Source organism: Biomaibacter acetigenes, assembly GCF_003691585.1.
In the GTDB taxonomy this organism is placed as follows: Bacteria; Bacillota; Thermosediminibacteria; order Thermosediminibacterales; family Tepidanaerobacteraceae; genus Biomaibacter; species Biomaibacter acetigenes.
Genome location: NZ_CP033169.1, coordinates 993,475 through 1,009,500, shown reverse-complemented (window position 1 = coordinate 1,009,500; position 16,026 = coordinate 993,475). Strand labels below are relative to the sequence as shown.

At 42.8% G+C, this 16,026-nt stretch carries 15 protein-coding genes and 1 riboswitch; of the genes, 1 reads left to right on the top strand and 14 read right to left on the bottom strand.

Translation table 11 applies throughout. The features are described 5' to 3' along the window. Window positions 1–24: 24 nt before the first annotated feature. From sdaAA to D2962_RS04835, 8 genes are all read right to left on the bottom strand, one after another. Window positions 25–897, bottom strand: a complete 873-nt coding sequence (gene sdaAA, locus D2962_RS04870; protein ID WP_122014306.1) for an L-serine ammonia-lyase, iron-sulfur-dependent, subunit alpha — start codon at window positions 895–897, stop codon at window positions 25–27. Between the two features lie 136 nt (window positions 898–1,033). Next, window positions 1,034–1,693 (bottom strand): L-serine ammonia-lyase, iron-sulfur-dependent subunit beta, encoded by a 660-nt coding sequence (sdaAB, locus tag D2962_RS04865; protein WP_120766360.1) that lies wholly within the window; start codon window positions 1,691–1,693, stop codon window positions 1,034–1,036. Between the two features lie 31 nt (window positions 1,694–1,724). Continuing rightward, the gene (locus D2962_RS04860) at window positions 1,725–3,038 is read right to left on the bottom strand and encodes a hypothetical protein (protein ID WP_120766361.1); all 1,314 of its coding nucleotides are present in this window, start codon (window positions 3,036–3,038) and stop codon (window positions 1,725–1,727) included. A 114-nt stretch (window positions 3,039–3,152) separates the two neighbouring features. Next, window positions 3,153–4,382: an NRAMP family divalent metal transporter gene (locus tag D2962_RS04855; protein ID WP_122014305.1), complete on the bottom strand. Its 1,230-nt coding sequence runs from the start codon at window positions 4,380–4,382 to the stop codon at window positions 3,153–3,155. Window positions 4,383–4,533: 151 nt separating this feature from the next. Further along, window positions 4,534–5,829 carry a hypothetical protein gene (locus D2962_RS04850; RefSeq protein ID WP_120766363.1) on the bottom strand — a complete coding sequence of 432 codons (1,296 nt, stop codon included), beginning with the start codon at window positions 5,827–5,829 and terminating at the stop codon, window positions 4,534–4,536. A gap of 30 nt (window positions 5,830–5,859) precedes the next feature. Next, a complete protein-coding gene (locus D2962_RS04845; protein WP_162991106.1) occupies window positions 5,860–6,825 on the bottom strand; it encodes a dihydrodipicolinate synthase family protein in 966 nt (321 codons plus the stop codon). 11 nt (window positions 6,826–6,836) lie between these two features. Further along, window positions 6,837–8,027: an o-succinylbenzoate synthase gene (gene menC / locus D2962_RS04840; RefSeq protein WP_162991105.1), complete on the bottom strand. Its 1,191-nt coding sequence runs from the start codon at window positions 8,025–8,027 to the stop codon at window positions 6,837–6,839. A 156-nt stretch (window positions 8,028–8,183) separates the two neighbouring features. Continuing rightward, on the bottom strand, window positions 8,184–9,470 hold the full coding sequence (locus D2962_RS04835) for a [Fe-Fe] hydrogenase large subunit C-terminal domain-containing protein (RefSeq protein ID WP_162991104.1): 1,287 nt from the start codon (window positions 9,468–9,470) through the stop codon (window positions 8,184–8,186). Between the two features lie 180 nt (window positions 9,471–9,650). Here D2962_RS04835 and D2962_RS04830 point away from each other — a divergent pair, with 180 nt between their 5' ends. Next, window positions 9,651–10,907, top strand: a complete 1,257-nt coding sequence (locus D2962_RS04830; RefSeq protein ID WP_122014301.1) for an IS110 family RNA-guided transposase — start codon at window positions 9,651–9,653, stop codon at window positions 10,905–10,907. A gap of 219 nt (window positions 10,908–11,126) precedes the next feature. Here D2962_RS04830 and D2962_RS17445 read toward each other — a convergent pair whose 3' ends face one another. The 6 genes from D2962_RS17445 to D2962_RS04805 form a co-directional block, all read right to left on the bottom strand. Next, a complete protein-coding gene (locus D2962_RS17445) occupies window positions 11,127–11,300 on the bottom strand; it encodes a hypothetical protein (protein WP_162991103.1) in 174 nt (57 codons plus the stop codon). Between the two features lie 145 nt (window positions 11,301–11,445). Then, entirely contained in the window at window positions 11,446–11,643 is a 198-nt protein-coding gene (gene thiS / locus D2962_RS04825) for a sulfur carrier protein ThiS (RefSeq protein ID WP_120766367.1), read from the bottom strand. A 72-nt stretch (window positions 11,644–11,715) separates the two neighbouring features. Next, window positions 11,716–13,875 carry an aldehyde ferredoxin oxidoreductase family protein gene (locus D2962_RS04820; protein WP_222927685.1) on the bottom strand — a complete coding sequence of 720 codons (2,160 nt, stop codon included), beginning with the start codon at window positions 13,873–13,875 and terminating at the stop codon, window positions 11,716–11,718. 19 nt (window positions 13,876–13,894) lie between these two features. Next, complete coding sequence (locus tag D2962_RS04815) at window positions 13,895–14,287, bottom strand: 4Fe-4S binding protein (protein ID WP_120766368.1); 393 nt, start codon at window positions 14,285–14,287, stop codon at window positions 13,895–13,897. Window positions 14,288–14,547: 260 nt separating this feature from the next. Continuing rightward, window positions 14,548–15,081 (bottom strand): folate family ECF transporter S component, encoded by a 534-nt coding sequence (locus D2962_RS04810; protein ID WP_120766473.1) that lies wholly within the window; start codon window positions 15,079–15,081, stop codon window positions 14,548–14,550. 71 nt (window positions 15,082–15,152) lie between these two features. After that, window positions 15,153–15,256, bottom strand: a riboswitch (THF riboswitch). Between the two features lie 57 nt (window positions 15,257–15,313). Then, complete coding sequence (locus D2962_RS04805) at window positions 15,314–15,940, bottom strand: cyclodeaminase/cyclohydrolase family protein (RefSeq protein WP_122014300.1); 627 nt, start codon at window positions 15,938–15,940, stop codon at window positions 15,314–15,316. Window positions 15,941–16,026: the final 86 nt, after the last annotated feature.

The following is a 16,026-nucleotide window of genomic DNA, read 5'->3' as shown; positions in this document are numbered from 1 at the left end:
ACCTTCCTTTTATACTAAAATCACCTATTGCTTTTCAAATACTTTCTCCTTTATCTTTTTCCCGGTGGGTGTCACCGCCAGACCTCCCCGGGCCGTCTCTTTCAGCTCGCCGGGCAGCGCACGGCCGACTTGTGCCATAGCCTTTATAACTTCGTCCGGAGGTATGACGCTTTTTATACCGGCTAAAGCCATATCTGCCGCCAGGAGCGCCTGGGCGGCTCCCATGCCGTTTCGCTTCACACAGGGTACCTCCACCAGGCCTGCCACCGGGTCGCATACCATCCCCATGACGGCTTTTAACGCAAAGGCTACGGCATGACCCACCTGCCGGGGACTTCCACCGGCCAGTTCCACTACTGCCGCCGTCGCCATGGCCGAGGCGCTGCCGCATTCCGCCTGGCAACCGCCTTCTGCCCCTGCCAATGTGGCATTTTTGGCGATTATCTCTCCCACGGCGGCCGCAGTGAAAAGGGCATCCACTACTTCTTCATCTCTTTTTTTGAGTTCCTCTGCCGCCGTAACGATCGCTCCTGGGATAATACCACAGGATCCTGCTGTAGGTGCAGCAACTATCTTTCCCATGGAAGCATTTACATTAGACACCGCCATGGCTCTGGCCGAGGCTTTTAAAATATTAAAGCCAGAAAGACCTTTTTTTGCGGCTTGCCATAACTTGTACCCTTCGCCTCCGGTGATGCCGCTTATGGAAGACACTTCCTTTGAAGTTCCACGATCTGCCGCCTGCTTCATGACTTCATAAAATTTCATCATCTTATCGGTAAGTTCCTTCTCAGATAGCCCCTGTTCTTTTGCTTTTTGCTCTTTTACGATGGTTGATATTTTCTGATTTTGTTTTTCGGCAAAGTTTATAAGCTCATCTATAGTATTTATAGCCAAATATATTTCCCTCCTCTCAAACTCAGTTAAAGGTCTACTAAAACGCGTTTTTATCCTTCTGTCTGTGCCGTTAAAAATATGTCACCAGAACTGACCCTTTGACGCGCCTGCACTTATGCAAGCCTGACCCCCTTAATTATGCAGGACTTATAATCATAGCCCTGTAGATTCCATTCAATTTCTCCAATTCCTCTTTTATCCCTTCCGGTAAGATTTCGTCGGCTTCTATAATCATAAGAGCCTTCTCTCCCCTGGACTCCCGGGATACCCTCATCTGGGCTATATTTATTTTTCTTCCCGAAAGGCATGTGGTTACTTTTGCAATCATACCGGGTATATCTTTATGGACGGTTATCACCGTATAGTATTCCCCGGAAAATTCCGTCTTGAAGCCATCAATAGAAAAAATTACCACCCTGCCGCCCCCCACCGAAGAGCCCAATACATTCGTAGTTTTGCTACTGCCCTCCAGATAAAATTCCGCGGTATTGGGATGAAGGTCGGGTCTTGCTCCACCGCTAACTAATTCAAATTCTATCCCCAGTTTTTCAGCCTCTTCAAAAGAGACCTTTATTCTTTCATCATCAGGCAAAAAACCCAGTATTCCAGCCACCAGAGCCTTATCGGTACCGTGACCCTTGCCGGTATCGGCAAAGGAGTTATACAGTATAATCCTGGCTTTTTTAGGTTCTTCCCCTAAAATGTTTCGGGCGAGATTTCCCAGCCTCACGGCTCCCGCCGTGTGAGAACTGGAAGGCCCTATCATCACAGGTCCGATGATATCAAAGATATTCAAAGATTTTCACCTCCACTTTTTCACACCGAAATTATACTCTATCCTTTAATCTAATCCTATATAGCTGCCTGGGCCTCCCGCGATATACCGGCTGCTCAATACCTATTCTTTCCGCAGCTTTGCCGGATAAAAGCTTATTCATTATTCTGTTGGCGGTCCTCAGGGTCACCCCAAGGCCTTCCTGGATGTCGGTAGCGGTGATTCTATCCCTCTGCAGTTTTTTTAACAGACTTTCAATTTGTGTAAGAGTAGAAATGCTTAAACCGGTTTTTTCGGCCCAATTCAGCAAATTTTTATCATCACTTTTTAAGGCAAAATTCAAGCTTTCCCCGTTCCCGATAGGGCCTATGACTTTTTTATCCTGATTGATTATATATGCATTGGAGCCAGGCTTTTTCTTTGACAAAAGCAATGCTTCCCGGGCATTTTCCTCGGCTTCCAAAGCGCTTTTCCCCATGCCTATTCCCATATTTACAGCCATGGACAGCTTTTTTTCTATATCATATATCATTGGGATCTCTTCATAAAAGTTGGTGTATTCCCGAAATATGCCCTTTGTTATTAAAATGATAAATTCATCCCCTTCGGCAGGAAATACAGAGGCGCGATAGTTTCCGGCATAATTCAGGAGCTCCTGATAAAGGGCAAGTTTTTTTTGGCGCATTTCCATGGACGATAGCCTTGGTCCGTTTATGTTGTAGTCTTTTATATCTATTATCTGTATTATTATTTGATTGTTCTCGGCTATGTGAGTAAAGCTTGCGGCCTCGATCAATTTAAAAGTTTCCCTCATGGTGTAAAGTGTAGGAACAACTCTGAACACCGGAACGTTTTCTTTTTTGAGCCTCTCATACACGGAGTTTATGGCTGTTATGGCGGCAACGGTCTTTCCGCTTTCATAAAGTGAGCGATGGAAGTTTATATATTGTTCCCGGGAAAACTGGGTTAAACCCCTCTCGTTTATATATAAATTTTCATCAGGCAGTTTGATTTCTCTGTACACTTCCCTCACTTCCTCAGAGTTCAAGGTATCTATACTTATCCGGGTTATATCTATTCCATTATGGACTTTCATGACAAATAGAACACGATATAAACTGGTACCTAAAATCGGATAATAAAATAATCTCTTTTTGGTGATGTTACTTTTTTGGGTCTCATAATATGGAAGAAATCCGGTAAAAAGAAATCCATCCACCAAAGAATTATTGTTTTTTATCAATTCCATGGTTTGTTCTTCATCTTTATAAAACAGTTTTATCGGTTCAACGCCTTTATATTGCTGTGCGATGACAAAACTTTGTTCCACCAAGTCCTCGGGACCGATTATCCCTACTTTAAACATCTTTGCCCTCCCCCATCAACGCTTAAAAACCATTAGATAATTGCCATCTTAATTTTAACAAAAATGATCCGAAGGTAAAAGCCTCCGGACCATTATAATAAAATTATATTCGAATCAACCTATAAGTAAAATAAGCTGCCGGATGGATAGAAATATAACCCAGCAAATCGTTGCAATAGAAATAGTATTCGTCAACCAATTATTTTTATATTTCCCTACTATTTTTTCGTCATTGGCTAAAAGCACCATTACTATTGTCATCAATGGGGCACCAAATATGGTCACGGCTTGAGCCATTACCAGCATTTGAACAGGATTAGCTTTTAAAAGGGATGCAAATAATGTTCCCAATACCATAATAACTGATGCCATTATTTTTGCCCATTTACTATTCATGGAATCTCCAATCCCAAGACCATCTGCCAGCAATGTCCCACCAACCATGGCATTACCTATGAATGATGAGAAAGATGCAGCCCATAGACCAAGAATGAAAAGCCATTTTGCACTGGCCCCCAGAAGAGGCTGAAGCTGTACCGCCATATCCATCGCGCTCTTAACTTTTATACCCCTGGGAAACAAAACCGTACCTGAAGTAACCATTATTACAACACTTATTGTGACTAATATTGCAATACCAACTAACGCATCAAAGATGGCGTCATTTATCTCTTTTTTATCCCAATTTTTCCCTTTAACAGAATATGCTTGAAAAGCTGCTGCAGCTATGCTGAATGTGGTCCCCGATATGGCGGTAATTAAGCCTACATTAGGAATACCTTTAGGGAGAACGCCGCTGAGAACCCTTCCTACATTCGGGTGAATCATAAATAAGTTGGCAAAAAAGGTAATAATCATTATTAATACCAGAAGCATCATAATCTTTTCCAGGATTTTATAGACGTTATCCGAGGACCATAAGAAATATAAAGCAACAACTGTAAACACTATTGCCCAGACCGATATACCTCCACCAAAAAGTGCACTCATGGAAAGTCCTACGCCTATATTATTGCCGGTTTGAAAGCCTGCACATATTAAAAAACCAGCAAGTCCCATTAATATTGATAAAATTGAACCGTATCTTTCTTTCACCAGTGTCAAGAGCGACTTCTCTCCCAAAACACCAATCAAAGCCCCTGTCCTGGTAAAAGTAGCCATCATGATGAATGCCGCCACATATACCCATAGGATACTATATTCCAAAGTAGCCCCGGCTTGAGTAGCTGTAGTAGCACTCCCCGGTCCGAAAACGATGGCTGCCGTTACTATGCCCGGCCCCAGAGCCGCTAGTAGTCTTAAAAATATATTTTTATTGCCTGTTTTCACATCGATTTGTTTCATTTTAAAATATACCCCCTTGTAAGATATATTTAGACATAAAGGGTTATACAAACCCGTATATTAACTTTCGAAGTGCCCCAGAGGGACCTAAAGAGAGCTTTTGGGAATTGACGTTTCAAAGGATTTCAGTCACTTCTGCATGATAAGGCCTTCACCCCTTTCCAAAAAATTTAAAGATGTCTTGTTTTCTATAAAATGTATAAATTTCCCGCCACTTAATAATACCATTTTCAGAATTAACGCCTTTTTTAGCTCTGAGCCATTCCATGACCGCCACAAGGCCATTTTCAGGATTAAAATAAAGTTCATGCAACACCTTTTGCACCCTCGTGCCAACCCTGGCCCTGTAATTTCTCTGGGGTAACTGGAAATAGGTGTGCATCTGGCCGTTGCAGCATCCCCTGAGACCGTATTCTATCATTAACTTACCGGAATTTATATTTCCTGTGGCAGATAAAGGAACATCTTTTACCGTAGTTTTATTTTGATACTCCCATTTTCTAAAAGCCGACAGCACCCTGAGGTTTCTGTCACTGAGGTCCCATCCGCCATAAGCTACGCCTTTCTTGCCTTCGAAGACCTTATTTGGATCAAAAAGGCGGTTGAAGGTTATGGCATAGTCGGCATCACATTCCTCCGAAGTGATACTCTTTAACATCTCTATCTGAAAATCATCATCATAAAGGGCGTTCATGAGTTTTAATCCCAGCACGATATCCCCCTTCTGACACCATTTCTTAATATTTCTAGGTACATTTATCAGCCAGTCTAATATATTTTGTCGGTCTGTGTTTATATCCGACCCCGACAGGGTAGGGCTAAAATCCTGTTCCAATGCCATAGGTACATTTCCCATAACCTTTTGCCATATTGAAAGTAAAGAATTGGTGGTAAATCGATATTCTTTTTCGTTATAAGCCTCACCGGGGTTCGGCAGATGGTATTTACACGAGGGTATGACAGGTATATTTGAGGTTTTACTCAGTGACAGCGCTTCTTCCATAAATTTAAGATAATCCTGGAAGCTCTTATCCCACCCCCTTCCTTTCCATGTAACGGTATAGCCCTTTTGGCCCTTTTTACTAAGGATCTCTTCTACCACCATTTTCGGGGCTTTTACCTTCCATTCGGCCATGTTAGAATGTTCAGATTCATCTTGGGCGATTACAGTCTTAAGCACTACAAACCCAATACCGCTTTCCAGATCGGCTTTAACCTGGTTTATATTGCAGGACAATTGGCCTGAGCTTTTTCCAAAAGGATTTTTTATGGTAAAGGGGCCATATTGGGCGGTCACATCTATTTTGTATTTTTCAAGGATATATTCCTCCACATGATCCGGAAGACCTTTATCTCCAAACCGTTCGTAATCTTTCAATATTTGTTCTTTTACTTTTTCATCTACATCAAGCTCATCCGGCAGCAGATAAATGGGATATTCCTTCATATTTTTTCTCCTTCCCCTAATATCAAAATCCTAATAAAGATGAAGTTCCTGAAGAATCTTTCTTATTTCTTCTTTATCCTGTTGTTTAAGCCCCGGTCCGTAAGGGTCATTTACCGCATCTTCGGGTATAATGCCCTGCAGTGACAAGATGTATAACATTCTTTCAATATAGCCTTCCATAGGGTCAATAAAAGTGCATTCTGCTAATTTATCAACATCCAGCATCAACTTAACAAAATCTTCATAATCCCTTCGGAAAAACGAGTCCATCATTTCCCACTGAAGTTTTTGACAGGCCGAACCAAGACCCACCAGTGCCCCGGCTGCACCTCGGGCAATGGTATATCCAAACATCCTGTCCTCACCGGTGATTAGCTTTATATGCGGGAATTTATCAAGAATAAGTTTTGATACATCCTGGTAAGTCACTATGGAATCCAATGTGGCCATTTTAATGCCTACGACATTTTCTATGGAAAACAATTGTTCAAGCACTTTTTGAGAGTATGAAATTCCCCCTGCTTCATCATATAGATAGAATAATATTATAGGAAGACCTATTTCCGCTATCTTTTTATGGTAATCAATTATTTTCTTGTCCATATATTCCTTACCACGATAATAAGTCGGAGGATATGCCAATATGGCATCTGCCCCTAAATCCTTTGCATGGATGCCCATTTCCAGGGTGTTTTTAATAAATTTTTCTTCGGTCAAATCTTTTACTGTGCGGGCTCCTACTCCGCATATAATTATCTTTTCCCTGGAAAGACCTGCTCTCCAGGATATAAAAATATATTCTCTTTGCTCTCGAGTTATAAGAAGACCTCTTCCGGTATGCGCCCATACAGCTACACCTGTTATTGGTTGTTTATCCATGTATTTTACGTATTGCTCCTGGGCTGTTTCATGGATCTTTCCGCTTCTATCAAAGGGAATAGGTACTGCCGGAAAAAAACTATGCTCCAGTTTTTCTCTTATCGTATCAATCTTCATGGCTTTACCTCCTATGCTGTTTCGGACCATATCTCATATATGGTTTTTCCAAACTTATGGTAATTATCCATATTTATTTCCCCGATGCCGGGGCCGTCGGGAACATATATTCTTCCTTGACTGTCCATATTTATCTCTATCAGGTCATGCCCCGGGCCATACCAGCGGCTGCTAGCTTCTACATCGGCGGGGTATTTAAAGCCGCTCAAGCTCGCCAGAGAAAGGATGCTCACGGCTCCAATGCCGCTTTCGGGCATGGTACCTCCCCAAACCGCTACATCGTTTTTTGACGCCAGGCTGTATATCTTCAAAGCTTCCAGGAGGCCTCCCACCCGCTGGATTTTTATGTTCCAAATCTTAGATACTCCAAGGCTTACAACCTGGTTTGCGATCCTATCGGATTTTAAGGATTCGTCAAAGCATAGGGGAGTCTTTATCTCCTTGCTCAACATATAGTGGTCTAGCAGGTCATCATGGTGAAGGGGCTGCTCCAGGAAAAGACAGTTGAAACTATCCATTTGCTTTAATACATTTAAGTGTTTGTGAAGGTCAAAAGATGCATTGGCATCCACCCAGAATGGAAAATCCTGATCCAGGACACTCCTGGCGGTTTCTATGGCTTTTAGATCCCATCCCGGCTTTATTTTGATCTTAACCCTCCGGTACCCTTCTTTTACATAATTTTCGACCCATTGGGCAAGGGTATCATAATTATTATCTTCGGGTATCCCTACAGAAACTCCTGATAAAATATAATCTTTACTTTTTAGATATTCTTCCGATGTATCCATTTGTTTTAATTTATAGATTATCAATTCCTTGAGCGATATGCCGTTTTTTTTGGCTACTAAATCCCAGCAGGCGGTCTCTATGCCGGCTCTGGCAAAATTATTGCCCCTGATGCCGTCACTCAAAACCCTATTTAATTCTTCTATGGAACCGAATTTTCTTCCTACGACTCGAGGCAAAAGCCACTCTATGAGCATGGCTTTTGCTGAAGAAATGGTCTCTGAAGAATAAAAAGGAGCTTCAAAGGGTGCCGACTCACCATAGGCGGTAATCCCTTCCTCGCCTATAACCTCCACTATCAAGGATTTCCTGCTGTAACTAATCCCGCCGCTTATTTGGAACGGAATAGCATAGGGAATATTTATTTCCACAATTTTTACGCCTTTGACGGTAAATGATTCATCTATCCGCAAAGTTCTCACCCTGTTATATTTATTTTTTATCTTTTAAAGACATGTCTTTATATAGTCTTATATTCTACATAAAATTAAATATCCCTGCTAAATTTAAAAAAAAAATATTAAAAAAGTAGCCGAAGCTACAAAAAATTTTAATTAAAGCACGAAGGTTTACATTTTCAGTGATTCAAGTTTTACCCTATCTTTATATTTTCTAAAAAGTATATTTGCGGCATTATTGGCTACAGCTTCTTTTACACCGCTCTTTTGGGCAAATTCATCCACCGCTCTCGCCCCTTCTTCGGGGTCTACCAATTTCCCGGGGCCGCCCACACATCCACCGATGCAGGCCATGCCCTCCACAAAATTTGCCTCCAGAGTGCCCAGCTCCACGGCATCCAGTATTTGTTTACATTCCTTTATACCGTTGCCATGGCGGGCATTGACTTTCGTATTTGGCCGAAGGCTTTTTATGCTGGTGATGATGGCTGTCGAAACGCCGCCGGTGTGACCGTAGATCCTTCCGTCATGGGACGCATCCGTCATCGGCATTTTAACTTCAAGCTTTTCCAGCTCTATCTTATATGCTTCAAAGATGGCCGAAAGCTCTTCAAATGTGAGTACACATTCCACCGCATCCTTTAATTCCGGAAGCTTTGCTTCGGTCTTTTTTGCAATACATGGCCCGATAAAGACAACTTTAGCATTTTCATCCTCGGCTTTTATAAACCGGGCGATGGCCACCATAGGTGAAACCGAGTCGGACACGAGGCCGGCTATCTTCGGCCTGTAGCCTTTAGCCATGCGCACAAAGGGAGGACAACAGCAGGAGGTTATCATGAATTTATCCCCCCGATCCATGCGGCGCAAAAATTCTTCCGCTTCCTTCACCGTAATCATATCGGCTCCCAGAGCAACTTCCAGCACATCATAAAAACCCAGCATTAAAAGCGCCGTCTTTATTTGCTCTTCACTTACATCCGGTCCGAATTGTCCTGCAAAGGCGGGCGCCAGCACGGCATAGACCCTTTTATGCTTTTTAATTAAATCTATGGTCTGGGCTATTTCGGTCTTGTCCGTAATGGCACCTTCGGGACATGCAATTATACAAAGACCGCAGGAAAGGCATTTATCAATATCTATGGCAGGTTTTCCCTTTTCATCCATTCTAATGGCTCCGGGTTCGCAAGACATATGGCAGCCGCAGTTTTCGTCTTTCCTGTCACAGGCCTTTTCTATAACGGATATGAAAGGAAAATCCACCTCTTTGGGAATTTCGCCTTTCTCGAAGGTGCCAAGAGCAGCCCTTACCCTGGCTTCGGCTTCTGCCCGGCTTATGTCCTCGCCAACGGAATCCATCACGGCACTGTAAACATCCTGAAGGTTGTCCAGCTTTTTTGCATGTTCCGCCACCAATCGATATATCTTTCTCCGGAGTTTTAACTTATCTTCCCGCATACTAACCTCCATTCCGCCGCTACCGCTGGCGGCACAAATAGTAATGAAAAAAATGGTGCGCGGTTTTCACCACTTTGTTATTATTAAACTGAGGGGAAGATACACTACAAAGCACGTTGAGGTGAGTCGTAGACTGCTCTTCTTAGCTTAAATCAGTATACTAGCAAAGGAGGTCGTGCAATGAAAGTTGTTTATCCTATCTGCTGTGGCGTCGATGTGCATAAGTCTTTTCTCGTCGCCACACTCATTACTTCTCAGGGGATAATTCCCCATTACTCTAAAAAGAGGTTTTCAACCTTCAACAATTCCATTCTCAAGTTCAAGCAGTGGCTGATTGATAACAACTGCTATGATGTGTGCATGGAATCCACCGGAAAGTATTGGGTCCCAATCTTTAACCTTTTGGAAGATACCGTCCATATCACCGTCGCCAATCCTAAATGGGTGAAGGCTGTAAAAGGAAACAAGGATGATACAAAGGATTCCAAGTGGATTGGCGATCTTTTCCGTCTTGGTTTAGTCCCGGGAAGTTATATCCCTGAAAAACCAATTCGTATTCTTCGTGAATACACTCGCTATCGATCTAAACTTGTTTCTTGTAGAACCAGTGAGAAGAACCGTTTCCAGAATGCTTTTACTGTCTGTAATGTAGCCCTTGATGCTGTCGTTTCCGACATGTTTGGCAAATCTGCCTCTTCAATCACGGACTACTTGATTTCTTCTGATACCTTCGACCCGGGATACTGTACTTCTCTTCTCCAGAAATCCTTAAAGAAAAAAGCGGATGCTGTGGTTGAATCCATCGAAGGATATCAGATGACTCAGGAACAAAAAGAGCGCATGGTAATGATTCGTTCCCATCTTGAATACATAACCAAATGTATTGTTGAACTGGATTTAAAGCTTGATAACATGGTCGAATCTTATGAAAGTGCCATCAGACTTCTTTGTACCCTTCCCGGAGTTGATAGGACATCTGCCATCACTATCATCTCCGAGATTGGTACCGATATGTCTCAATTTGCCAACTCCAAGCGTTTGTGCTGCTGGGCGGGTCTAACGCCAGGCAATAATGAATCTGCCGGTAAGAAGAAATCTGTCCGAATTACACGTGCCGGTGTCTACCTCAAACCTGCATTGGTACAAGTTGCCCATGCAGCCGTGAAATCGGATAAATCTTCTTACTACAGAATCAAGTACGAACGCATTTGTAAACGAAGAGGCAAGAAAAGAGCCATAATCGCTATCGCAAGGATGATACTCACCGCTATTTACAATATGTTTGTTACTGGCGAAGAGTGGAATCCAAGCGATTTGTATAAGATTGACATGCCACAGGAAATGCTGGAAAAACAGAAGGAGAAAGCAATTAAACAAGCTGTAAAACTTCTCATTTCCAATGGTGTAATAAAAGCTGCTGACATTTCTGTGGCGTAAACCTAAACTCAATAACCAAAGCTTAATTTTTTGTGGCCTTCAAAGGCCTTAGTTTAGTGCGCCCTTTTTTACCTTATGTTGTGTTATTTTTCAAGCTATTACCTCGCTTTAATAGATCTCCGATAAAATGTTAGCATAAAATTCCATAACAAACAAGTTTTTAACAACAAATAAAAAATCCGGGATTTCCCCGGTTAAATTATAAAAAACTATTTATTTTTATCCCTCTTGCTCAAATGTCAAATGTTGCCAACCATATTCGGGCACCATGAACTTTAATTCCTTCGCACCCGGATCCAATTTATTTAAAACTTCATTGTCTACATAGATTTTAATATCATCTTCCACAGTGAATTCCGTAAAACCTTCTTCATTTTCCGGCTTACCCGTCAAGCCTGACGGGGCATAAAAGGCGTTTCATCACCCGTGGATATTGAGCCGTTTTGTTATATACATATTTGAACCGTGTTCCCGGATATATTTTTTCAGCCACGAAGAAGTATCTGCTTTCATAATCATTCTCCCCCCTCGTTTCCTATCAACCGCCGCTCATGATGTGCACCACATCTATGTTATCATTATCTTTTATCGTATAAGTGGCATATTTATCCTTTGGTACTACCCGACCATTAACTATAACCGTTATCATTCGGAAGGTGTATTTCTTTTTTTTGAGAACATCTTCTACGGTCATTCCTTTTTCAAATTCCATATCTTCTTTGTTCACTTTTATCACAAAATCCACCCCCTGGTCCCTGTATATGGATTTTTCCGAGGAGCTACTTTACGGCGCTGAAATAAACAATATTTATTGATACTTGCTTATAAGCTCCACCACATCGGGAAAATCTATTCCGAGCCGCTTTACGGTTTCAAGAGTGGGAACTCCGTCTTTGGTCCAGCCTCTGCGCTCATAGACTGCATCACATAGCTTTTGATACTGGTCTTCCCTGTATTTGCGCAGCATTTTTATTTTCTCCTCAACAGTTTTGTCTTCAATATCAAACCCGAGTTCCTCAAGTTGCTTATCATATCTTTCAGCCCTTGATTCATATTCTTCTTTCGTCACAGGTCCCACAGAGCGATATGGAGGTTTGTCGTATTGACGGGTTCCAAACCCCATCTTCAAGTTGAAGATGCGCTGGAAGTTATATACCCTTTCAGATTGGAGTATAAGTTCTTCCTTGGTTATATTCTTACCGGTCACACCGTTGAAAATATCAACATAATTTCTGACATGTTCCGGAACCTTTGCAGGTTCATCGGTGAGGCCGTTATCTGCAGGCTCAATATCGTTCCACGGCAATTTGCAAAGACCATTTAAACCGAACCATGTGCGGAACATGGGGAAGTAGAAAAGTGCCTGGGCTTTATCTTCAAAGGTAGGAATTTGTTTGTTCACCATATCCATGAATATGAGCCATGCCTCATCATGCTGGGGGCCTTTGTTGGTAAGGGCATATCCTCCCTGTTGGGCTAGAGACTCCTTGCTCATGTATTGGGAATACTCAAGGCCTTTGACTTCCATGCCGATATCATTTATAAGATCAGGATCGGCACCATACTCCTCTATAAATATCTTTTTCATCCTGCGAACACCCTGGCCCGCAATTTTACCGAATCCATAGCCGTTTCCCATTTGATGGATAAGTTCCATGGCCGCTTCTTTATTGCCGAATTTTAGTTCCAGGCCGCCGGTAATCTCCTTGTTTATGATACCCCTCTCGAAACATTCCATGATAAAGGCAATCAAAGTGCCTGTAGATATGGTGTCCAAGCCATAAGTATCACAGTAGAAATTGGCTTCTATAACATACTCGGGGTCAAAAATACCGCAGTTGGAACCCAGGCCCGCGATGGTCTCATATTCCGCAGCATCAACGCAAACCTTCTGGCCTTTGTAAGGGCCGGTCTTTAGTTCGAAATGATCTACCGCCTTGGCACAGGCCATGGAGCAACCGTACCAGCATCCATCGGGCAGACCCTGGGTAAAGTAATTTTTCTTAAAAACATCCGAACTTAAGTTTACTGCATCCGGGTGAGATCCATATTGATAGTTCATCACTGGTAAAAGGTCATAATCGTTCATAATCTCGGTCAGGTGGGCCGTCCCCACTTCTCTCATCCGGTTTTGCAGCTTATCAAGGTCGTGGATTTCCTTATGGAGTCTGAGGCCCGCGTTAACAATTTTCTGCTTGTCGGCGGGACCGTTGGTATCTCCCTTTACACCCGTGTATTTTACCACCAGAGCTTTAATCTTTTTGTCCCTGAAAACCGTACCTATACCGCCTCTTCCTGCCTGTTTCAATCTGGGCACACCGCGTTTTACATCAAAGAAGGAAAAGTTGAGCAATCCTATTAAAGTATTATCCGCACCGCGCCCTGCCGAGACTACCGCCACATTCCTTTTATCTTCTTCAGAATCAGCGTACATGGCTGTAAACTGTTCCGCTGCTAAATGAGAGTCTACAGCTTCTTCTGGAGCTTCCTCAATGGTCACATAACCGTTGTTTCCGTCAATATATATAATGACATCCTTTTCAGCCTTTCCCTGAATCTCCAGGGCATCCCATCCCGCAAACTTCAGGAGCGGCCCGAAATATCCTCCTACGTTTGAGTCTATAACGGTCCCTGTAAGAGGTGAAAGACTTACAACAAGGGACTTGCCCGCACCGGGGTACTGGGTGGTCCCGCCGATGGGGCCTGTAGAAATTATTATCTCATTTTCAGGGTCGTTCCATTTAGTTTCACTTGTAACGGCATTCCACAAATACCACAACCCGAACCCCCTGCCGCCGATGAAAATATCCTTCATCTGCTGGGTTACCGGTTTAGACTTTATTGTATTATCGGACAGGTTTATATAAAGAGTTCGATTGGTATAGCCCTTTTCGACTTTTCCCAGCTCGTAATCCATTCTTGTCAGAAGTCTATGAGCTTTTTTCATTTCGATTACGTTCTCTACCATTTTAACACCTCCGTATAATTTATTTTTCATCCATGTAGATGGCACCAGTGGGACATACCCTCGTGCATGCACCGCAGGCGATGCATTTTATGGGTTCGTTGATGTCCTGATGAGTAAACATGGCATTGTTTGGACAAAAGCCTACGCAGATGTAACATCCGACGCACTTTTTGTCTTCAAGCCTTACAGCCCCGTTCCTGGCCTGGTACAGCGCTTCCGTGTTACAAACCGGTATACATTCGCCACAATGGTTGCACACAAAGATCTCGTAACTTCCCGGTTTTTCAGCCTTTTCTTTGACTCTTATAGCCGATTTTTCCGGGTCTTCGACCTTGTAGAGAATTTTGGAACATGCTGTCATGCATTCTCCGCAGCCGTTACAGAGTTCCGGTTTTGTTTTCACAATTTTCATAAAAAGTCACCCCCAAAAAATTTGTATTTTCTCTTTTTGGTAATTTTAATATTTTTATAAGAGTTTTAACACGTTAAAAAGATAAAATCTAGGTTACTTAGTAGTCCGGTTAAATAACAAGATATAATATTACCCTTATATTTATATTATTATTCTATACATTTTCAGTTTTTCCTTCTAATATAAAAAATATTTTTAGAAGCAACTACATTTAGTGGAATAAAAAAGTGACAGGTTATACCTGTCACCCATGTTTTCTACTATCGGGTATTATAGTGTAAAACCATATTTATCCTTTTCAGCAGCACTTCCGTGAACAGGGCGTAAACCGGGACGTGTATGGCCTGCCCTATAATCCTTCCCGGAAGCGTGACAGACATTGGAATCTTGAAGAGCGTCTGCAGGAAATATGGCACAAGGATTATAGATGTAATTATCTGCCCGATACTGATTGCCAATAAAAGTTGCCAGAAAGAGGGAATTGATTTTTTAACCGGCGCAAGTATCATGGCGGGAATAATGCCGGTAAGGGCCGCTGTCAAAGTAAAATGAGGCATATATGGTCCCATGGGATTGATGTAATACCCCACTATATCGCCAACGGCACCCACAATGCCACCTGCTGCAGGACCCAACATGATTCCTGCAAGGATTACCGGAAAACCCCCAAAGCCAATCCTTATACCTTCCACACCGCCAATACTCAGCCTTATGCTGGCGACCCGTGTCAGCACAATATTAAGGCTTATCAGCAAGGCCATAAAGACCAGTTCCCGAGTAGTAATCCTTCTCATCTTAAGCCTCCTTCCACTATTATATTGGGTATGGCAGAACTGCCACACCAGTGGAAAAGGCTCATTGATGTGGCAGCGAACGCGGTGGCCCACCGCAAGTCTAGCTTACGCCAGGCTTTTCGTCCGGAGGCAACGTCCCATCCCCCGGCACTTGACGCGGGACACCTACTCTGCAAATTCGTTAATATTTTATCATTCTTTTTACATTTTTGCAAGATGGTGCCAGGCTCATTTATAAATTTTCAAGAACATGTTGAAAAATTCTATCGGCTAATTTCATTCCTTCATCTAATAACTTTTGGCCTTTACTTTCATATTCTCGGACAAAATCAGTATCCTTAATGCTGTTCAAATTTATCTTTACATTGAGCCAGCCACCCTGGAGAGCGGTCTTGAGGCACAATGCCCCCACCCCCAGGTCACTGACAGCGGCGGGGTTTGAGTTGCCCAGGGCCTTTTCATGAAGGCGTAGGGCTGAAACGCTTTTTTCCATTATGCTAAATGGAACCAGGGTGGCTTCTTTTAGAGCCTTTTGCATGGCTTTACTCCTTACGGCTTTTTGTTCTTCAGTATCTTTGGGCATCTTAAAAACCCCGGCCACCTGGTTAAAGGCTTCGGTGTCTTTATCAATCAACGAAATCAGGGTTTTCTGCAATTCTTCTCCTTCCCTCAATATCTCCTGCATAAGGGACTCTTTTCCCTGGAATTTCTGTTTGCCGAGAGTGAGGTTTGCCACCATGGAGGAAAGGGCATTCCCCACGGCTCCCACCAGGGCCGATGCGGCTCCACCTCCGGGGGCAGGTTCCTTTGAAGCCAGGATGGAAATGAAATCTTTGATATTATATTCGGAAAGTAACATAAAAGCCTCCTTCTGTATTTTTTAAACTATTGATTTGGGTGTAAACAGTCACTTCTGCCGGAGATGGCCCGGCACCGCAGCTCTCT